Source organism: Nocardioides sp. W7, from assembly GCF_022919075.1.
GTDB lineage: Bacteria > Actinomycetota > Actinomycetes > Propionibacteriales > Nocardioidaceae > Nocardioides.
Genome location: NZ_CP095078.1, coordinates 2,671,587 through 2,691,073, shown reverse-complemented (window position 1 = coordinate 2,691,073; position 19,487 = coordinate 2,671,587). Strand labels below are relative to the sequence as shown.

The following is a 19,487-nucleotide window of genomic DNA, read 5'->3' as shown; positions in this document are numbered from 1 at the left end:
CCGGCAGCCCGGTCTCGGGCTCCTCCCCCGAAGTCGGCGCGGTCTCGGCGGTCACCTCGCGAGTCTAGGAATCCGCTGCCGGCTCCGATCACGACACGCCGGTGACGGCTCGCGCGACCACCGGCGACGGATCGCTGGCACTTCCGCGCTACTCCTGGGCGAGGGCGGCGAGCCGCCATCCGTCCTCGCCCCGCTCGACGTACCCGCCGACCCGGAGCCGGTCGAGCGCGGGTCCGACCTTGAGCAGCGCCATGCCGGCCGTGCGGGCGATGGAGTCCGCTCCGGCTCCGCGGGTGACGGGCACCGCGTCGAGGACCTGCTGGTCACGCATCGACAGCCGGTCCCGGGCGCGCTCGCGGCCGCGCGGCTCCTCCAGGACGTGCTCCCCGACGGGCGCCACGACCTCTAGGACCTCCTGCCCCGACGTCACCAGCGTGGCGGCGCCCGACCTCAGCAGCTGGTGCACCCCCTGGGACGGCGCGCTCGTGATCGGCCCCGGCACCCCCATCAGATGTCGGTTGAGCCGGATGGCCCAGTTGGCCGTGTTGAGCGCGCCGCTGCGGACCGCGGCCTCGACGACCACGGTGCCGGCCGAGAGGGCGGCGATGATCCGGTTGCGGCTGAGGAAGCGGACCCGGGTCGGTGCACCGCCCGGGGGCGACTCGGAGACGACCGCCCCCTCCCGGCCGAGGTGCTCGATCAGCTCGCGGTGCGCCTGGGGGTAGACCCGGTCGGCGCCACACGCCAGGACGGCGATCGTCGTGCCGCCGCCGCCGAGCGCTCCGCGATGGGCCGCCTGGTCGATGCCGTAGGCGGCCCCGGAGATGACCGGCGAGCCCGACCGCGCGACCACGGCGGCGATCTGCGCGGCGGCGCTGCCGCCGTACGTCGTCGCCGAGCGGGAGCCGACGACCGCCACCGACGAGCCGAGGCCGTCGAGGCGCTGCGGCCCGCGGACCCACAATCCCAGGGGCGCTCCCCCGCGCTGCTGCAGCGGTGCAGTGTGGGCGAGGTCGTCGAGCTGGGTGGGCCACTCCGCGTCGCCAGGCACGACGAATCGCAGCCCGACCCGGGCCGCCTGCTCCAGCTGCCGGGCGGGGTCGCAGCCCTCGAGCCGGCTCCGCGCGTCCTGCCGGACCTCGGAGCCTTCCTGCCGCGTGAGCACGTCGTCGTAGAGCACCTGCGCGCCCACGTCGGCGATCACCGCCGCCACCTGGGCGTCACCCGGCTCGGTCAGCAGCGACAACCCGACCCGGGCCAGCCGCTCCGCCTCCGGGGCGCTCACGACGCCCGCCGGCGCAGCGCGGCCAGCGGCAGCGGGTCGCCTCGCCGCAGAGCCAGGGCCGTCTCGACCTCGTTGACGCCCGGGCGGCGCTCGGAGTCGCGCGGGCGCTGCAGGTCGAGCACCGTCCAGGCCAGCCGGTGTACCCGGACCGCGCCGCGCGAGGTGATCTTGGCGTCGTAGATGTCGCCGTCGAGCCGGTCGCGACCCGCATCGTCGAGCGGCCAACGGTCGCGCAGCGCCGCGCCCGGGACGTGCGCGTTGAGCCGCCACCCGACCCCGGCGTAGCGCTCGGCCTGTCGGCGCCGGGCCGAGCCGACTCGCGCCCGAACGGACGCCGAGTCCTCGGGCTGCGCGAACCGGTCGTTGCGCTCGAACGGCTGGAGCGGCTCGACGTGGCGCAGGATGTCGACCCGGTCGGCGACCGGGCCGGTGATCTTCTGGCGGTAGTCGCGGCGCTTGACCTCGTGGCAGGTGCACCGGTTGTTGGCCGCCGCAGGGCTGTACTCGCCGCAGGGGCACGGGTTGCAGGCGAGCACCACCATCCCGCGAGCCGGCAGCCGGACCTGCTCGTCGGTGCGGGCGATCACCACATCACCGCTCTCCAGCGGCTGCCGCAGCGCGTCGATGACGTCGCTGCGGAAGAGCGGGAACTCGTCGAGGAAGAGCACCCCCGCGTGGGCGAGGCTGAGCGCACCCGGTCGGACCTGCCCCGTCCCGCCACCGACCAGACTGGCCTTGCTCGCGTCGTGGTGGGGCGAGGAGAACGGCGGCCGCCTGATCATGCCGGATCCCGGGTCGAGCACCCCGGCCAGCGAGTGCAGCGCCGTCAGCTCCAACGACTCCTCCGGGGTGAGATCGGGCAGCAGGGTGGGGATCCGCTCGGCGATGCTGGTCTTGCCCGCGCCCTTCGGACCCGAGAGCATCAGGTGGTGGCCGCCTGCGGCCGCGACCTCGATCGCGAAGCGGGCGTCGGTCAGACCGATCAGGTCGGCCAGGTCGACCTCCTCCAAGCGCTCCTCCCCCCGCCACGACAGCAGCCGGCTGCCCGAGGCCGCCGCCACCGGCGCCGCCTCGGGCACCTCCTCCCCGCGGAGCTCGGCGACCACCTGGGCGAGCGAGCGCATGCCCAGGACGGTCATGCCGGGCACCATCGCCGCCTCCGCCGCCTGCGGCTCCGGGACGAAGACCCGTCGGATCCCGCGGTCGGCCGCCGCCAGCACCATGGGGAGCACGCCCGGCACCGACCGGAGGCCGCCGTCGAGGGTGAGCTCACCGATCAGCACCGTGCCGTCCAACGCGGCACCGGGCAGCCGGCCATCGGCGGCGAGCACCGAGCACGCGATGGCCATGTCGAAGTGGGTGCCGCGCTTGGGGAGGTCGGCCGGCGAGAGCAGGATCGTGATCCGCTTGGTGGCCGGCCAGGTCAGCGACGAGTTGATGATCGCCATCCGGCACCGGTCCCGCGCCTCGTGGATCGAGGTGTCCGGCCGCCCGACCAGGGTGGTCCCGACCTGACCGGGCGAGACGTCGGTCTGGACGTCGATGACGTGCCCGAGGGCGCCCTGGAGCGAGACGGTGCGCGCCGTTGCGAACGGCATCAGCCGATCCCCCGGACGTGGTCGATCTGCGAGGGCCCGCGCCGGGGTCGGATCACGGCGACCAGGTCGATCCGGATCTCGACCGCACCGACCCCGTGCGCCTCCCGCCATCGGACCGCCAGCCGGCGCAGCCGGGCGAGCTTCAGCTCGGTCACGGCCTCGTGCGGGGTGCCGCACCGATCACTGCTGCGCGTCTTGACCTCGCACACGACCAGGACGTCGCGCTCGCGCAGCACCAGGTCGATCTCGCCGGCGTCGCAGCGCCAGTTGCGGTCCAGCAGGATCATCCCCTGGGCCGTCAGATGGCGCGCGGCGAGCGACTCGCCGTACGCCCCGAGGGCCTGCTTGGTCGTGCGTGCTGGTGTGGTGCTTCCCGTCATCGGCTGACCTCCTGGGGACAGCCTCACCGCGGGCGGGGACGCGGGAGCGGGACACCGGGAGGGCCTGGGGAGAACCTCGTCCCGGGCCTGCCTGTGAACGGCTCGTGGCCCGGCTGGGCGGCTGCCTAGGGCTTCGGCGGGTCGATGTCGGAGGGGTTGAGCTCCTCGACGTTGACGTCCTTGAAGGTCAGCACCTTGACGTTCTTGGCGAAGCGCGCGGGGCGGTACATGTCCCAGACCCACGCGTCGCTCATCGAGACCTCGAAGAAGACCTCACCGGCCTCCGTGCGCGCCTTCACGTCCACCTGGTTGCACAGGTAGAAGCGCCGGTCGGTCTCCACGACGTACTTGAAGATGCCGACGACGTCGCGGTACTCGCGATAGAGCGTCAGCTCCATCTCGGTCTCGTACTTCTCGAGGTCCTCGGCGCTCACGGTCAGGACTCTAGCCCGGCCGCCCGGCGCACGTTGACGAAGCGCATCCGGTGCACCGGGGACGGCCCGTGCTCCAGCAGCGCGGCGGCGTGCACGTCGGTGATGTAGCCCTTGTGGGTCTTGAAGTCGTACGCCGGCCACTCCCGATCCAGATCGGTCATGATCCGGTCGCGGGTGACCTTGGCGAGCACCGACGCGGCGCTGATGCAGGCGGCGACCCGGTCGCCCTTCCACACGGCCAGCCCGGGCACCCCGAGCCCGTCGACGGGGAACCCGTCGGTCAGGACGTACGCCGGCGGCAGGTCCAGCAGCGCCACGGCCCGGCGCAGCGCCTCGACGTTGGCGACGTGCATCCCGAGCCGGTCGCACTCCTCCTGGCTGACCACCACCACCGACCAGGCGACTGCCCGGCGCACGACCTGCTGGTAGCAGCGCTCGCGCGCCTTCTCGGTCAGCAGCTTGGAGTCGGCGAGCCCGGGGACGATCCCGGCCCGCCCCTCGGGCAGGATCGCCGCGCCCGCGACCAGCGGGCCCGCGCAGGCACCGCGGCCGGCCTCGTCGACGCCGGCGATCGGCGCGATGCCGTACCGGCGCAGGGCGCGCTCGTAGCCGTACAGCCCGGCGTCGCGCCGGACCGTCGCACCTCGGGGCAGGACACTCATCCGATCACCCTCACTCAGGAGGCGTCGGGCACGTCGTCGGGCACGTCGTCGAAGGCATCGACGCCGTCGGTGACGTCGAAGCGGTCGGCGGGCCAGACCCGGGCGAGCAGGCGGCCGACGACGCTGTCGACGTCGACGAAGGGTGCGTCGCAGTCGGGGTTGCCCGGCCGGCACAGCCGCACCGAGGAGTCCCCGGAGTGCGACCGGTTGTCGCCCATCACGAAGAGCTTGCCCTCCGGGATCGGGCCGACCTTCCAGTCCTCCCCGCAGTTGTCCTGACGGGGGCCGTAGCAGGGCGCGCCGTCGAGGACGGCGTACTCGGACTCGTCGACGGGCGTGCCGTTGACGACCAGCCGGCCCTGCTCGTCGCAGCACTCGATGACGTCGCCGGCGACCCCGATGACGCGCTTCACCAGGTGCCCGCCGGTCGGGTAGAGCCCGATCGCGGCCAGCCCCTTCGCCACCGGTCCGGTCGGCCCGGCCGTCTCGCCGTGCAGCCAGTCACCGGGGTCCTCGAAGACGATCACGTCGCCGCGCTGCGGCTCGCCGCCGAACCAGTACGACGGCTTCTGCACCAGGATCCGGTCGTTCTTGACCAGCCCCGGCTCCATCGACTCCGACGGGATGTAGAAGGACTGGAGGAACAGCGACTTCACGACGACGGCCAGGAGGACGGCCACGACGAGGAGCAGCACCATCTCCTGCCAGGCGGCGAGCTTCCGCCTGGCCGGGGGGTCCTCCCGCTCGGTCTCCCGCTCGGTCCGGCCTGCGGAGATGCCTGGGGAGACGGACGAGGACCGCGGGTCCCCGTCTCCGTCATCGACGGAAGGGGTCCCGCGGTCCTCGGTGGTCACGCGGAGATCCTAGGCGGCTCCTGGGAGCCGGGACCTCAGAGGTCGCGACGCTCCTTGATCTTGGCGGCCTTGCCGCGCAGGTTGCGCAGGTAGTACAGCTTCGCGCGACGGACGTCACCGCGGGTCACGATCTCGATCTCCTCGAAGATCGGGGAGTGCAGCGGGAAGGTCCGCTCGACCCCGACCCCGAAGGAGACCTTGCGGACGGTGAAGGTGCGGCCGACGCCGGAGCCCTGCACGCGGATCACGACGCCCTGGAAGATCTGGACGCGGGCGCGGTTGCCCTCGACGACCTTCACGTGGACCTTGATCGTGTCGCCCGCGCGGAAGGCGGGGACGTCGTCGCGCTTGGCGGCGAGGCCGAGCTCGGTGATGACGTTGTTGCTCATGGTGTCTCCTCGCGAGTGCCACAGGTCAGCCGCGGTGTCGGATGTGGTGCGGGTTCAGGTGTCGTCCAGACGAGGTGGCCGGCGGCGCTGGACTCCCCCTGTGGCAGGGGCCCGACGCAGATCCTCCGTGTGTGCCTCGGAGCGATCCTTCGGCCCGGCTGGACCAAGGCACGAGTGTGCCACAGGGGTCTCAGCGCTCGGAAATCCGCTTCGTCAGCACAACCGCGCCCGGGGGCGGCTCGATGTCGGGACGCAGCCGGAAGCCGGCCTTCTTGTACATCCGCAGGTTCTCGACGCTGCCCGCCCCGGTGAACAGGACGTACGACGCCGCCGCGGGCGGGGCGACCCGCTGCACGTGCTCGAGCAGCGCCCGGCCCAGCCCGCGCCCCTGCAGGTCGGGCGCGACCATCACCCGGCCGATGTCCCAGGCGTCGCCGTCCAGCCGGCCGCGCACCGCACCGACGAGCCGGCCGGCGACGCGGACGACGTACCAGTCCCATTCCTCGAAGGACGCCAACAGGTCCTCGACCGACTCGTGCAGCGCGGGGATGGCCAGCGAGTCGTTGGCGAGCGCCTCCTGCACCCAGCAGGCGCGCTGGAGCACCAGCAGCTCGGGCGCGTCGGCGCGGACCGCCGGGACGATCCCCCACTCGCCCGCGACGGCGCTCGCGTGCAGCAGGTCGGGCCGGCGGGCGGCGGTGCGGCGTACCGCCTGCTCGCGGCGCCAGGCCGCGATGGCGCCGTGGTTGCCGCCGAGCAGCACCTCGGGGACGTCGAGCCCGCGCCAGGAGGCGGGCTTGGTGTAGACGGGGTACTCCAGGAGTCCGTCTACGTGCGACTCCTCGACCAGCGAAGCGGCGTTGCCCATGAAGCCCGGCAGCAGCCGGACCACCGCCTCGGTCACCGCCAGGGCGGCCACCTCGCCACCGTTGAGGACGTAGTCGCCGATCGAGACCTCGCGCACCTCGCAACGGGTCGCGGCGTGGTCGAGCACCCGCTGGTCGATGCCCTCGTAGCGCCCGCACGCGAAGACCAGGCGCTCCCGGGTCGCCAGCTCGCGGGCCAGCCCCTGCGTGAACCGCTCCCCCGACGGGGTCAGCACGACCAGGGTCGCCGCGTCGTCACCGAGGCCGACGCCGAGCTCGTCGAGGGCCTCGCCCCACGGCTCGGGCTTCAGCACCATGCCGGCGCCCCCGCCGTACGGCGTGTCGTCGACGGTGTGGTGCCGGTCGTGGGTCCAGGTCCGCAGGTCGTGGACGTGCACCTCGATCAGCCCGGAGGACACCGCCTTGCCGGGCAGCGAGAGCTGCAGGGGCGCGAGGTAGTCCGGGAAGATCGTGAGGTAGTCGAGCCGCACGTCAGGCGTCGTCCTCGAGCGGGGTGACCAGGCCGGGCCGGTCGGCGACGACGACGCGGCCGCCGGGGACGTCGACCTCCGGCACCAGGGCCTTCACGAACGGCACCAGCGCGTCGCGGCCCTCGGGGGTGCGGATCGCCAACAGGTCCTGGGCCCCGTGGACGAGCTCGGTGACCTCGCCGAGCGCGCGCCCGTCGAGGTCGTACGCCGTGAGGCCGACCAGCTGGTGGTCGTAGTACTCGTCCGGGTCCTCCGGCGACTCGTCGGCCGGGACCTCGGTGTGCAGCAGCAGCCCACGGGCCGCCTCGGCCGCGTTCCGGTCGGGGATCTCCTCGAAGACGACCAGCAGCCGCGAGGAGTGCCAGCGGGCCCGGTCCACGGTCACCGTGCGCAGCGTGCTGGTCGAGCCGCTGGGCGCCTCGACCCGCAGCACCGCCCCCGGCGCGAACCGGCGCTCCGGCTCGTCGGTGCGGACGTCGATGGTGACGTCTCCGCGGATGCCATGGGCCTTGCCGATCCGGCCGACCACGACCTCGATGCTCTCCACTGGTTCCTTCCTGCAACTGCTCGGTCAGAAATGCCGAACGGGTGCCGCCCCGGAGGGCGACACCCATTCAAGCGGTTCGTGCGTGACGCTGTCTCGACACGCAGGTCGCGACTTCGCAAGCTCAGTCGCGCTGCTCGCTCGACCACCATCATCCGATCCGCTGACGCGGCTCGGATCAGCGGCGCCGGTCGACGTCCACGAAGTCGATCCGCGCGCCGGACTTGCCTGCGAGGGCGGAGACGACCGTGCGGAACGCCGAGGCGGTGCGACCGCCACGACCGATGACCTTGCCGAGGTCGTCGGGGTGCACCCGGACCTCGAGCACAGAGCCGCGGCGCAGCTGCTTGTCGCGGACCGACACGTCGTCCGGGTTGTCGACGACACCCCGGACGAGGTGCTCGAGAGCGTCGGCGAGCATGTCGCTCAGGCCTCGGCCTTGGTCTCAGCCGTCTCGGCCTCGACAGTGGCGCCCTCCGGCGTCTGACCGGCAGCGACCTCGACGGCGGGCTCCTCGGCCTTCGGCTCCTCAGCCTTGGGCTCGGCCTTCTCGGCCTTGGGCTCGGTCTTCTTGGCGGCGGTCTTCTTGGTCACGGCCTCGGACGAGCCGGAACCGTGGGCCTCCGCGAGCGCCTCGTTGAAGATGTCGATCTTGGCGCGCTTCGGCTCCTTGACCTTCAGGGTGCCCTCGGTGCCCGGGAGCCCCTTGTAGGTCTGCCAGTCGCCGGTGATCTTGAGGATGGCTTCGACGGCCTCGGTCGGCTGCGCGCCGACACCCAGCCAGTACTGCGCCCGCTCGGAGACGACGTCGATGTACGACGGGTCCTCCTTGGGGTGGTACTTGCCGATCTCCTCGATGACCTTGCCGTCGCGCTTCTTGCGCGAGTCGACGACGACGATGCGGTACTGGGGCACGCGGACCTTGCCCAGGCGCTTCAAACGGATCTTGACGGCCACGTCTGTGGTGTCTCCTCAGGAATATGGTGTGGGTGGCTGCCCCGGCACCAGGTGGGGAACACCGGGGCGGGACGACCGACGGGCACTGGCCTTCGGTGAGAGGGACCGGAGGCGCAGGACTCAGCAGTCGATTCTGCCAGACGTCGGCCGCGCTGCGGAAATCGGGCACGATGTCGGGCATGAGCGCCGCCCCGACTCCGTCGACGCCACCGTCGACGCCGGCGAGGGCCCGCCCCTCGGGATGGTGGTTCGCGCTCGGCGGCGGGCTGCTCGTGGCGGCTGTGGCCAGCGGGATCGCCCTGTTCGTGTGGACCCTGAGCGGGTTCCTCGACACCGACGTGACCGTGCTGGCGGACGGCGAGGCGCAGCAGGTGCAAGTGCCGACTGACGGCGACCGGATGGCGTGGACCTGGGAGAGCCGATTCGACCTCGACGACCCGCCGTGCACGATCGTCGACACCGCGACCGGGGCCGAGGTCGCGCTCCGCTCCCCCGGCGGGGAGTTCCGGCGCCGGGACGGCGGCGGCGACTGGACCGGGGTGGCCCGGTTCGACCCCGGGTCGGGCTCGCTCGTCGTCACCTGCGCGTCGGCGGCCGGCGGTCTCCAGCTCGGGCCGGCCCCCAGCCTCGGGAGCTTCGGGCTCAGCCTCGTGGCGACCATCGTCGTACCCCTGGTCCTGGGCGGTCTCGGTCTGGTCGTGCTGCTGGTCACCGGCATCCTGTGGTCGACCCGCGCCACGACCCGCCGCTGACCTCCCGCTCGCCCGGAGGGGCCACAACCATCGGGACGGACGCCGCGTCCCACCGGCATGACTCTCTCCCAGCGCCACCCCTGGCTCCGGCCGGTCGCCGTCTGCGTGCACCGCACCCGCCGGCGCCTCCAGTGGTGGCGCTCGGGCACCGACTGGGCGTCCGACCGCCTCCCCGACCGGCGCCTCCCGGTGAGCGCAGCGGAGCACGGCTCGCTGCTGCTGCGCGAACTCGAGGGAGCGGGCCTGGAGCTCCAGCACGGCAAGGTCGCCAACCTGCGGATCGCCGCGCCCCGCGTTGACGGGCTGCTGCTGCGACCGGGCCAGACCTTCTCGTTCAACCGGACAGTGGGCAGCTGCTCGCGCCGCCGGGGGTACGTCGACGGCCTGCGGCTCCGTGACGGCCGGCCGGTGCCCGGGGTCGGCGGCGGCGTGTGCCAGCTGGCGAACCTGCTGCACTGGCTGTTCCTGCACTCGCCGCTGACCGTGCTGGAGCGCTCCGAGCACAGCGTCGACCCGTTCCCGGACAACGGGCGAGTGCTGCCGTGGGGCGTCGGCTGCACGATCGCCTACAACTACGTCGACCTGGTCGTGCGCAACGACACCGACACGACCTTCCAGCTCCGCACCCGGGTCGGCGCCCGGCACCTGCACGGCGAGCTGCGCGCGGACCGGGAGCTCGCCCGCTCCTACCGGGTCGAGGCCCGGCATGAGGAGTTCGTGCGCCTCGACGGCGTCGTCCACCGGCGCAACGAGATCTGGCGGACCGTCGTCGACCGGGGCACCGGTGAGCAGCTGTACGACGAGCTGATCCGCCGCAACTGCGCCCGGGTGGTCTACGAGCCCGACCCCGCCCTCGTGCACCCGTCCCAGCGCGGCTAGTGCCGCGGATCAGAAGTTCTTGTGCGCTTCGCGCACCCAGAGCACGCACCTCGCGGCGTTGCCGACGCTCGCAGGACGAACGGGTACGGCGTCGCGCCGGCGCCTGGCGAGCCACCCACCCCGAGCACGCCAACCGGTCAACAACTTCCGACCCGCGGCACTAGGCCACCACGCGTCCGCGCAGCACCACCCGGCTCGGGGTGTAGAGCACCGACGGGTCGACGCGCGGGTCCCGGTCGAGCACCACGAAGTCGGCCTCGACGCCCTCGGCGAGGATCGGGTCGAAGCCGAGCCACTCGCGGGCGCGCCACGAGGCCGCTGCGACGACGTACTCGGCGGGCAGGCCGAGCTCGACCATCGCGAGGATCTCGCCGGCCAGGTGGCCGTGCCGGGCCGGACCGCCGCCGTCGCTGCCGACGTACAGCGCGACCCCGGCCTCCCAGGCGCTCATCAGCACCTCCCGGCGCTGGGCGTAGAGCTCCTCCATCGTCGAGGCGTACGCCGGGAAGCGCTCGCGGCCGGCCTCGACGAACCCCGGGAACTTCGAGGTCTGCATGACCGTCGGCACCAGCGCGACGCCGGCGGCCGCCATCTGCTCGATCTGGTCGAGCGAAAGTCCGGTGCCGTGCTCGATGCAGTCGATGCCCGCGTCGAGCAGGCCCGGGAGCACGTCGCGGCCGAAGCAGTGCGCGGTGACCCGAGCCCCCTCCGCGTGCGCGGCCGCGATCGCCGCGGCGAACGACTCCGCCGGGAATGACGGCGCCAGGTCGCCCTCCTCGCGGGAGATCCAGTCGCCGACCAGCTTGATCCAGCCGTCGCCGGCGCGCGCCTGCTCGGCGGCGTACGACGGCAGGTCGGCGGGCTCGATCTCGTGGCCGAAGTCGCGGATGTACCGCTTGGTGCGGGCCAGGTGGCGCCCCGCCCGGACCAGTCGCGGGAGGTCCTCGCGCTGCTGCACCCAGCGGGTGTCGGCCGGCGAGCCGCAGTCGCGCAGCAGCAGGGCCCCGGTGTCGCGGTCGGCGAGCGCCTGCCGCTCGATCTCGGCGTCGTCGACCGCTCCCCCGTCGTCGAGACCGAGGTGGTTGTGGGCGTCGACGAGGCCGGGGACGACCCAGCCCTCCGCGGCCAGCTCGGCACCGGGCTGCCGTTCGTAGGTGACGCGACCGTCGACTACGTACAGGTCGCGCACCTCGCCGTCGGGCAGGACCGGGCCGTGGACGCGGAGGGCTGGGGCGCTCATGCGGGCGACGCTACCGCCGGTGCCGGATCTTCCTCGTGGTCAGGCCGTGTCCGTAGGCGAACAGCGGGTCATAGTCGCGGTCGCCGACGTTGATCGGCTCCTGGGCCAGGCTGCGCGGCCAGGTCACCGGCAGCCTCCCGGTGAACGGCTGCTGCCCGAAGAGCACGTCGGCGACGCCCCGCCCCTCGCTGCCCGGCAGCCAGGACGCGACGATCGCGTCGACCTGCGAACGCAGCCGCCTCGGCAGGATCAGCGGGCGGCCGGAGACCACGACGACGGTGCAGGACCGGGCCTGCGCGCACACCCGCTCGACGGCCTGGGTGTCGGCCTCGCTCAGCTGCATGGTCTGAGCGGGTCGCGGGACCCCGTTGTCGCCCGGGTCGTAGGCCCACCGCGGGCCGCCGACGTCGCCGAAGCCCTCGGCGTACGGCGTCTCGCCGACGACGACGATCCCGGCCGCCTGCCGCGGGATCGGCTTGCTCGCGGTCGCGCTGTGGACGACGGCCCGCTTCGACGCCTTCTCGATGCCGTCGAGGATGGTGTCGCCGGGGATCACGTTGGTCGACCCGCCCTGCCAGGTCAGCGTCCAGCCGCCGGCCTGGTTGCCGATGTTGTCGGCGTTGCTGCCGGCGACGTACACCGGCTGACGCTTGGGCTGCAGCGGCAGCGTGCGCCGCCTGTTGGTCAGCAGCACCTGCGACTCGGCGACCGCCTGACGGGCGACCGCCCGGTGCGCCCGGCTGCCGACGGTGTCGAGATGACGACGGTCGGTGAGCGGCTTCTCGAACAGGCCGAGCTCGAACTTGGCGGTCAGGATCCGGGAGACGGCGTCGTCGATGCGCGACGTCGCGACCTCGCCGTCGGCGACCAGGTCGAGCAGCGTCTCGATGAACTGCTGATAACCGACCGTGTTGGTGGTGGTCGGCTCCATGAACAGGTCGACGCCCGCGTTCACCGACGTCTCGACCTGGGTGCGGTAGTCACCGGGCAGCTGGTGGATCGCGCGCCAGTCCGAGATCACCAGGCCGTCGAAGCCGAGCTCGCCCTTGAGCACGTCGGTGATCAGCTCGGTGCTGGCGTGCATCTTCACGGGATTGCCGAGGCCGTCCTCGGTCCAGTCCACGCTGGAGAACGACGGCATCACCGAGCCGACGTGGTGCTTGCGGACCGCGGCGGGGTACGGCGCCAGCGCGAGCCGGCGGAACTCCCTCCGGCTGACCCGGGCGATGCCCTGGTCGACGGTGTAGTCACCCTCCCCGGTGTCCCAGTCGGTCAGGCCGTCGCCGGCGTAGTGCTTGGCGGTGGCGAGCACCCGGTCGGGGCGGTCGAGCTGGCCCGGACGGCCCTGCAGCCCGTCGATGGCGGCTCCGCCCAGCCGGGTCGCCAGTCGCGGAGTCTCACCGAACGACTCGTAGGTGCGGCCCCAGCGGTCGTCGCGGGCGACGCAGACGCAGGGCGAGAAGTTCCAGTTGGGGCCGGTCGCGCGGGTCTCCTTCGCCGTCAGGTGGGCGATCCTGCGGACCAGGTCGGGGTCGCGGGTCGCGCCCAGGCCGATGTTGTGCGGGAAGACGGTGGCGCCGTTCAGGTTGCCGTGCCCGTGGACGGCGTCGACGCCGTACAGCAACGGGATCCCGAGCCGGGTCCCGAGCGCGGCCCGCTGGAAGTCGTCGACCATGTCGGCCCAGGCCTCCGGGGTGTTCTCCGTCGGCGTCGAACCGCCGCCGGAGAGCACGCTGCCGAGGCCGTACGTGGCGATGAGCGAGGCGTCCGCGGCCACGTCGATCCGCTCGGCCTGCGTCATCTGGCCGACCTTCTCCTGGATCGTCATCCGGCCCAGCAGGTCGGCGACGCGCTGGTGCGTGGGGAGGGAGGGGTTCTGGTACGGCAGCGGGTCCGCCGCGCCCGCGGACGGGGCCTCGACGGCGCCCAGGCCGGTGGCGGCCAGCACGGCGGCCAGGCCGCCGACCAGGGCCGCGGTACGCCGTCGTCCGCGGCGGATCGGGTCGAGCTGGGGTGACTCCTTCGTCGACATCTGTGACTCCTTGCCCGAGAGCCCGGCCGGGCGTCGTCGACCGGACGGGGCGCGCGGGGGGCGCGCCCGGCCAACGTAGGAAGCGCGATTCCGCAGGGTCAATGCGGAAAGACGCCGATCATCGGACTTATTCGTCCGCTCTCCGGACGAATCGGTCTACCGTCGGAGGATGTCCCGGTCGGGCTCGCTGGAGCGGCTGCGCGCCGCCAACAGCCGCGCCGTCACCGCCCTGCTCGGCACCGAGGGTCCGATGAGCCGCGCCGACCTGGCCCGCGCCAGCGGGCTCTCGCGGACCACCGTCTCCAGCCTGGTCGCCCACCTGATCGACAGCGGGCACGTCACCGAGACCACCGACCGCGGCCGGCCGCACAAGGGCGGGAGCGGACGGCCACCCGTGCTGGTCGCCCTCTGCGCACCCGCCGGCAGCGTCGCCGGGGTCGACCTCGGCCACCGGCACGTGCGGGTGGCGGTGGCCGACCGGGCCGGCACGGTGCTCGCCGAGGAGCTCGCCGGCCTCGACGTCGACGGACACGGGGCCGGGGCGCTCGACCGGGCCGCCGCGCTGGTACGCCGCCAGCTCGACCGGGCCGGACTCCCCCACGCCGACCTGCAGGCGGTCGGCATGTGCGTGCCGGCCCCGATCGACCGGCGCTCGGCCCGGATCAGCACCGGGATCATGCCCGGCTGGCACCAGATGCTGCCGGCCGAGGAGCTCGGCCGCCGCCTCGGCGTACCCGTGCACGCCGACAACGACGCCAACCTGGGGGCGCTCGCCGAGCTCGGGCACGGCGTCGCCCGCGGGACGAGCGACCTGGTCTACCTCAAGGTCGCCAGCGGGGTCGGCGCCGGCATCGTGCTCGGCGGCCGGCTGCACCGTGGCACGAGCGGGCTCGCCGGCGAGCTCGGGCACGTCCAGGTGGGCGAGGACGGGCAGGTCTGCCGCTGCGGCAACCGCGGCTGCCTGGAGACCGTAGTCGCCGCCCCGCGGCTGCTCCGCCTGCTGGCGCCGGCGTACGACGAGGAGCTCAGCGCCGAGCGGGTCCTCGAGCTCGACCTGACCGGGGACGCCGGCGTACGCCGGGTGCTGGGCGACGCCGGCCGCACGGTCGGCCGGGCGCTCGCCGACCTGTGCAACAGCCTCAACCCGGCCGTGGTGGTGCTCGGTGGGTCCCTCGGCACGGCACCCTCGCTGGTCGCCGGGGTCCGCGACGCCATCGACCGCTACGCCCAGCCGGACACCGCGGCCGCCGTGCGGGTCGTCCCGGGTGCCCTCGGCGACCGGGCCGAGGTGGTCGGCGCCGTCGCGCTCGCGATCGCCCGCGCCGCCGCCTGACCGCCGAGCTTGGTCCAGTTTGCCGACGACCTTCGCGCCGGCTCGGCGCTACAGCTGGTCGAGCAGCCAGGAGGGGCCGAGGGCGAGGGCGCCGAGCCCCTGCACCCGGGCCTGCAGCATCCGGTCGGCGGTGACGACGGTGACCCGGTCCCCGCGATCGGCGGCGGCCTGCGCCTCCGCGACGATGGTGGCGTCGCCGTCCCTCGGAGCGTGCACGGTGCGGACGTGACCGTCCCGCCCCGCCTTCACCCCGCCCTTGGCCGCTCCCTCGAGCACCAGCACCACGACGTCGTACGACGTGTCCGCGACCAGCAGCCCCTCGTGCAGCCGCCGTGCAGCACCGGCCCGGTCCTTCCACCACCCGTCAGGACGGCTGCCCACGACGTTCGCGCCGTCGACCACCAGGACAGTCGTCACGCTGGCCACTCCTGTCACACCGGTCCGACGAAACTCGCGCTGGTGTCGAGATACTTCATGCGCCAGCAGGGAGTTTCTCCGCCTAGGCGGAGAAACTCACGCGACCCCTCACTTCAGGAACTTCGAGAAATCCTTCGGCAGGTCCAGCTCGGCCGCAGCCTTCTCGTAGTCGATCGCCTCGCCGGGGTTGCCGAACGGGTTGCCCGCGCCGGCCTTCTCCTTCTCCGCGGCGGCCTCCTGGGCGGCCTTGGCGGGGTTTCCGGAGCGCTTCGCGCCCTTGCCCTTCTTGGGCTGGGACTTGGCCTTGCCGCGCTTGCCCGCGCCGGGCAGGCCAGGCATCCCAGGCATCCCCGGCATGCCGGGCATCCCGCCGCCCCGAGCCATCTGCATCATCATCTTCCGCGCCTCGAAGAAGCGGTCGACGAGCTGGTTGACGTCGGAGACCTGGCGGCCGGAGCCGCGGGCGATGCGCGCCCGGCGCGAGCCGTCGATCAGCTTGGGGTTGTCGCGCTCGGCCGGCGTCATCGAGCGGATGATCGCCTCGATCCGGTCGATCTCGCGCTCGTCGAAGTTCTCGAGCTGCTCGCGGAACTGCCCCATCCCGGGCAGCATCCCCATGATCTTCGACATCGAGCCGAGCTTGCGGACCTGCTGCATCTGCTGCAGGAAGTCGTCGAGGGTGAACTCACCGCCCTGGCCGCTGAGCTTCTGCGCGGCCTTGAGCGCCTGCTCGGAGTCGAAGGTCTTCTCGGCCTGCTCGATCAGGGTGAGCATGTCGCCCATGTCGAGGATGCGTGAGGCCATCCGGTCGGGGTGGAAGAGGTCGAAGTCGGTCGGCTTCTCGCCCGCGGAGGCGAACATGACCGGCTTGCCGGTGAGCGAGGCGATGGACAGCGCGGCGCCACCCCGGGCGTCGCCGTCGAGCTTGGTGAGGACGACGCCGTCGTACCCGACGCCGTCGAGGAACGCCTGCGCGGTCGAGACGGCGTCCTGGCCGATCATCGCGTCGACGACGAACAGCACCTCGTCGGGCTGGACGGCGTCGCGGATGTCGGCGGCCTGCTGCATCAGCTCGGCGTCGACACCGAGGCGGCCCGCGGTGTCGATGATGACGACGTCGTGGAGCTTGCGCTTGGCCTCCTCGATCGAGGCCCGCGCGACCGCGACCGGGTCGCCGACGCCGTTGCCGGGCTCCGGCGCGTAGACGGGTACGCCGACCCGCTCGCCGTTGACCTGCAGCTGGGTGACGGCGTTGGGGCGCTGGAGGTCGCAGGCGACCAGCATCGGGGTCTTGCCCTGCTCCTTGAGCCAGAGCGCGAGCTTGGCCGCGAGGGTCGTCTTGCCGGCACCCTGGAGGCCGGCCAGCATGATGACGGTCGGTCCGCTCTTGGCGAAGCGCAGCCGCCGGGTCTCGCCGCCGAGGATCCCGACGAGCTCCTCGTGGACGATCTTGACGACCTGCTGGGCGGGGTTCAGCGCACCGCTGACCTCCTCGCCGCGGGCGCGGTCCTTGACGGCCGCCACGAACTCCTTGACGACGGGCAGCGCGACGTCGGCCTCGAGCAGCGCGATCCGGATCTCACGCGCGGTGGCGTCGATGTCGGCGTCGGAGAGCCGGCCCTTCCCCCGGAGGTTCTTGAAGGTGTCGGCGAGCCGGTCGGAGAGAGTGGCGAACAAGAGGGTCCTCGCGGAGAGTGCGGTCGTGACGGGGCCAGCCTAACGTCGGGTGCTCATTCGGGTCGCACGGGCGACGCTCAGGCGTCCTGGCGCGTGAGCGCGGCCCGTACGGCGTGGGCCGCCTCGGCCGCTCGCTGGTCGCCCAGCGAGCCGGCCGCGGCCTCCTGCAGGTAGAACACGTCCACCGCCTGGGGCCCGAGCGTGTCGACGTGCGCCGATCGGACCGCCACCTCCATCCGGGCCAGCGCCGCGCAGACGAGGTAGACCACTCCCGGCCGGTCCTCGGTGCGGACCTCCAAGACGGTCGCCTGGTCGGAGGCCTCGGGCCGGACCACCACCGACGGGGCCAGGGAGCGGTCCGCGGAGGGCCGGAGCCTGGTGGCCGGGTCGACCCGGCCCTCCCGCACCCCCTCGTAGGTCTGGCGGAGCACCGCGGCGTCGACCGGACCCTCGCCGATCTCCCAGACCGAGACGCCGTACTGGTCCTGCGACCAGGCGCGGGCCGCGCGCACCGGCACCCGGTGCAGGGCGAAGAGTGCGGCGAGATCGGCGAGCAGCCCGACGCGGTCGTGCGCGATGGCGGTCACCCGGGCGCCGTCGTCGAGCGTCTCGACGCTCAGCGACAGCGCTCCCCCGCGAGCGTCGGCCGGGATCGACACCTCCTCGGTGACGACCGCGGGGAACGCCGAGCCGGAGTCGAGCGCGGCCTGGGCGCGCCGAGCCAGGTCCAGGATCAGTCCGGAGCGCCACGACGACCAGGCCTTCGGCGAGGTCGCCCGCGCGTCGGCCTCGGTGAGCGCGGTCAGCAGCCGCATCGTCTCGGGATCGCCGATCTTCGAGGCGACCAGCTCGACCGTCGCGGGGTCGTCGGGATCGCGAGTGGTCGCCGTGTCGGCGAGCAGCAGGTGCCAGCGCACGAGGGTGGCGATCCGGTCGACGGCGGCCTGGTCGAACCCGAGCCGGGCCGCGATCGCGCGGGCGATCGGCTCGCCGGCCACGCTGTGCTCGGTGAGACTGCCCTTGCCGATGTCGTGCAGCAGCGCCGCCACCATCAGTACGTCGGGGCGGGCGACCTGGCGGATCAGCGACGACGCCGCGATGCAGGTCTCGACCACGTGCCGGTCGACGGTGAAGCGGTGGATGACCGACGCGTGCGGAAGCAGCCGGATCCGCTCCCACTCCGGCAGCACCCGGGCGAGGGCTCCCGTCTCCTCCAGGGTCTCCCAGACCGCGAGGAGGCCGCGGCCGGACGCCAGCAGCCGGACCAACAGCTGGCGGGCCTCCGCCGGCCACGGGTCGGGCAGCGGGGCGCACTCCCGGGCGAGCCGCGCCGCGGTCGCCGGCGCGAGAACCGCGTCGTGCTCGGCCGCGGCCGCCACGGCCCGGAGCAGCAGCGCGGGATCCTCCGCCGGTCGGGCCTTCCGGTCCAGCACGATCTCGCGCCCGGCCAACGCCACGCCTGACGCCAGCGGTGTCAGCGAGGGCCGGCGAGCCCCGACCGCGGCGGGCTGCTTGAGCCGGTCCTCGACCCGTCGCCAGGTCAGGCGGGACAGGTGGGTGATGCGCCGGCCGAGCTCGCGGACCTGCACCTGCGCGGCCCGGGCGTCGGCCACGCCCAGGCCCGTGGCGAGCTCGTCCCAGGCCTCGGGGGCGACCCGGTCGGTGGCCCGTCGGACTCCCGCGTGCACCAGGTCGCGCACGTCGAGCAGCGCGACCCGACTCTGCTCCAGCTCCACGTGCGGGACGTCGACCAGCCAGGTTGCGACGAGTGCCTTCAAGACGGTGGCGTCGCGCAGGCCGCCCTCGGCCTCCTTCAGGTCCGGCACCGAGAGATGGGCCAGCTCGCCCATCAGCCGGTGCCGGCCGCGCACGAGCTCGTGCAGCGCGGGGAGCCGCTCCAGCGCCTGTCGCCGCCACTGGGCGAGCATCGTGGTCCGCAGCCGCAGGGTGAGGTTCGGGTCGCCGGTCAGGTGCCGGATGTCGAGCAGGCCGAGCACGACCCGCAGGTCACCGTCGGCGGCGGCCACCATCTCGGGGAAGGTCCGTACCGAGTGGTCGATCGTCTTGCCGGAGTCCCAGAGCGGGTACCAGATCCGCTCGCCCAGGTCACCGAAGCCGACCCCCTCGTCGCAGACCAGGACCACGTCGAGGTCGGAGTGCGGGGCGAGCTCGCCCCGGCCGTAGCCGCCGACCGCGACCAGCGCCACGCCGGTGTCGGGACCGCCGCAGTCGGCGTACGCCTGCACGCACAGGGCGTCCGCCTCGGCGGTACGCCGGGCGCGCTCAGCAGCGGTCACGATGTCCGGGCGGTCGTGCCGGGCACCGCGACCGGGAGGGGATGGGGCACGGGCGACTCAGAGCGCCGCGTCGTCGCGGTCGCCGGTGCGCACGCGCAGCACCGAGTCGATCGGCGCCACCCAGATCTTGCCGTCGCCGATCTTGCCGGTCTCGGCGCTGGCGCGCACGGCCTCCACGACGGCCTCGACGTCACCGTCGCTGACGACGATCTCGAGGCGGAGCTTGGGGACCAGCGCGACGTCGTACTCCGCACCGCGGTAGACCTCGGTGTGGCCCTTCTGCCTGCCGTAGCCGCTGACCTCGCTGACGGTCATGCCCGTCACGCCGACCGACTCCAGGGCGACGCGGACGTCCTCCCACTTGTGCGGCTTGATGACCGCGGTCACGAGCTTCATGTGT

Annotated in this window: 20 protein-coding genes; 3 read left to right on the top strand and 17 right to left on the bottom strand. The window is 73.3% G+C overall.

The genetic code is table 11. The features are described 5' to 3' along the window. Window positions 1–148: 148 nt before the first annotated feature. The 11 genes from dprA to rpsP all read right to left on the bottom strand — a co-directional run bounded on the left by dprA (window position 149) and on the right by rpsP (window position 8,460). Window positions 149–1,285, bottom strand: a complete 1,137-nt coding sequence (gene dprA / locus MUB56_RS12780; protein ID WP_244932268.1) for a DNA-processing protein DprA — start codon at window positions 1,283–1,285, stop codon at window positions 149–151. Then, on the bottom strand, window positions 1,282–2,883 hold the full coding sequence (locus MUB56_RS12775) for a YifB family Mg chelatase-like AAA ATPase (protein WP_244932267.1): 1,602 nt from the start codon (window positions 2,881–2,883) through the stop codon (window positions 1,282–1,284). Before MUB56_RS12775 ends, dprA begins: the two co-directional genes overlap by 4 nt. Next, window positions 2,883–3,263 (bottom strand): YraN family protein, encoded by a 381-nt coding sequence (locus MUB56_RS12770; protein WP_244932266.1) that lies wholly within the window; start codon window positions 3,261–3,263, stop codon window positions 2,883–2,885. The genes MUB56_RS12775 and MUB56_RS12770 overlap by 1 nt, the downstream gene beginning before the upstream one ends. Before the next feature lie 125 nt (window positions 3,264–3,388). After that, window positions 3,389–3,697 carry a DUF2469 domain-containing protein gene (locus MUB56_RS12765; RefSeq protein ID WP_090852798.1) on the bottom strand — a complete coding sequence of 103 codons (309 nt, stop codon included), beginning with the start codon at window positions 3,695–3,697 and terminating at the stop codon, window positions 3,389–3,391. Between the two features lie 2 nt (window positions 3,698–3,699). Continuing rightward, a complete protein-coding gene (locus MUB56_RS12760) occupies window positions 3,700–4,359 on the bottom strand; it encodes a ribonuclease HII (RefSeq protein ID WP_244932265.1) in 660 nt (219 codons plus the stop codon). Between the two features lie 14 nt (window positions 4,360–4,373). Then, window positions 4,374–5,213, bottom strand: a complete 840-nt coding sequence (gene lepB, locus MUB56_RS12755; protein ID WP_244932264.1) for a signal peptidase I — start codon at window positions 5,211–5,213, stop codon at window positions 4,374–4,376. 35 nt (window positions 5,214–5,248) lie between these two features. After that, window positions 5,249–5,602, bottom strand: a complete 354-nt coding sequence (gene rplS / locus MUB56_RS12750; RefSeq protein WP_244932263.1) for a 50S ribosomal protein L19 — start codon at window positions 5,600–5,602, stop codon at window positions 5,249–5,251. Window positions 5,603–5,792: 190 nt separating this feature from the next. Continuing rightward, window positions 5,793–6,959: a tRNA (guanosine(37)-N1)-methyltransferase TrmD gene (gene trmD, locus MUB56_RS12745; protein WP_244932262.1), complete on the bottom strand. Its 1,167-nt coding sequence runs from the start codon at window positions 6,957–6,959 to the stop codon at window positions 5,793–5,795. A 1-nt stretch (window position 6,960) separates the two neighbouring features. Then, entirely contained in the window at window positions 6,961–7,506 is a 546-nt protein-coding gene (gene rimM, locus MUB56_RS12740) for a ribosome maturation factor RimM (protein WP_244932261.1), read from the bottom strand. Window positions 7,507–7,681: 175 nt separating this feature from the next. Continuing rightward, window positions 7,682–7,924 (bottom strand): RNA-binding protein, encoded by a 243-nt coding sequence (locus tag MUB56_RS12735; RefSeq protein ID WP_244932260.1) that lies wholly within the window; start codon window positions 7,922–7,924, stop codon window positions 7,682–7,684. Between the two features lie 5 nt (window positions 7,925–7,929). Continuing rightward, a complete protein-coding gene (gene rpsP, locus MUB56_RS12730; RefSeq protein ID WP_244932259.1) occupies window positions 7,930–8,460 on the bottom strand; it encodes a 30S ribosomal protein S16 in 531 nt (176 codons plus the stop codon). Between the two features lie 179 nt (window positions 8,461–8,639). On the opposite strand from rpsP, the gene MUB56_RS12725 reads away from it, so the two are divergent. Next, window positions 8,640–9,212: a hypothetical protein gene (locus MUB56_RS12725; RefSeq protein WP_244932258.1), complete on the top strand. Its 573-nt coding sequence runs from the start codon at window positions 8,640–8,642 to the stop codon at window positions 9,210–9,212. Between the two features lie 57 nt (window positions 9,213–9,269). Beyond that, a complete protein-coding gene (locus tag MUB56_RS12720) occupies window positions 9,270–10,091 on the top strand; it encodes a VanW family protein (protein ID WP_244932257.1) in 822 nt (273 codons plus the stop codon). Between the two features lie 160 nt (window positions 10,092–10,251). Here the strand turns inward: MUB56_RS12720 and MUB56_RS12715 are convergent, their stop codons facing one another. Continuing rightward, window positions 10,252–11,331 carry an amidohydrolase family protein gene (locus MUB56_RS12715; protein ID WP_244932256.1) on the bottom strand — a complete coding sequence of 360 codons (1,080 nt, stop codon included), beginning with the start codon at window positions 11,329–11,331 and terminating at the stop codon, window positions 10,252–10,254. Between the two features lie 10 nt (window positions 11,332–11,341). After that, window positions 11,342–13,363, bottom strand: coding sequence for a glycoside hydrolase family 3 protein (locus tag MUB56_RS12710; protein WP_244932255.1), 2,022 nt, complete (start codon window positions 13,361–13,363; stop codon window positions 11,342–11,344). Window positions 13,364–13,532: 169 nt separating this feature from the next. Here MUB56_RS12710 and MUB56_RS12705 point away from each other — a divergent pair, with 169 nt between their 5' ends. After that, window positions 13,533–14,696: an ROK family transcriptional regulator gene (locus MUB56_RS12705; protein ID WP_244932254.1), complete on the top strand. Its 1,164-nt coding sequence runs from the start codon at window positions 13,533–13,535 to the stop codon at window positions 14,694–14,696. Between the two features lie 48 nt (window positions 14,697–14,744). Here the strand turns inward: MUB56_RS12705 and MUB56_RS12700 are convergent, their stop codons facing one another. The 4 genes from MUB56_RS12700 to MUB56_RS12685 all read right to left on the bottom strand — a co-directional run bounded on the left by MUB56_RS12700 (window position 14,745) and on the right by MUB56_RS12685 (window position 19,483). Next, the gene (locus MUB56_RS12700) at window positions 14,745–15,113 is read right to left on the bottom strand and encodes an NYN domain-containing protein (RefSeq protein WP_244932253.1); all 369 of its coding nucleotides are present in this window, start codon (window positions 15,111–15,113) and stop codon (window positions 14,745–14,747) included. A gap of 108 nt (window positions 15,114–15,221) precedes the next feature. Then, complete coding sequence (gene ffh, locus MUB56_RS12695; protein WP_244932252.1) at window positions 15,222–16,790, bottom strand: signal recognition particle protein; 1,569 nt, start codon at window positions 16,788–16,790, stop codon at window positions 15,222–15,224. Between the two features lie 77 nt (window positions 16,791–16,867). Next, window positions 16,868–19,087, bottom strand: a complete 2,220-nt coding sequence (locus tag MUB56_RS12690) for a [protein-PII] uridylyltransferase (RefSeq protein ID WP_244932251.1) — start codon at window positions 19,085–19,087, stop codon at window positions 16,868–16,870. Window positions 19,088–19,144: 57 nt separating this feature from the next. Then, window positions 19,145–19,483 carry a P-II family nitrogen regulator gene (locus tag MUB56_RS12685; protein WP_244932250.1) on the bottom strand — a complete coding sequence of 113 codons (339 nt, stop codon included), beginning with the start codon at window positions 19,481–19,483 and terminating at the stop codon, window positions 19,145–19,147. Window positions 19,484–19,487 lie beyond the last annotated feature (4 nt).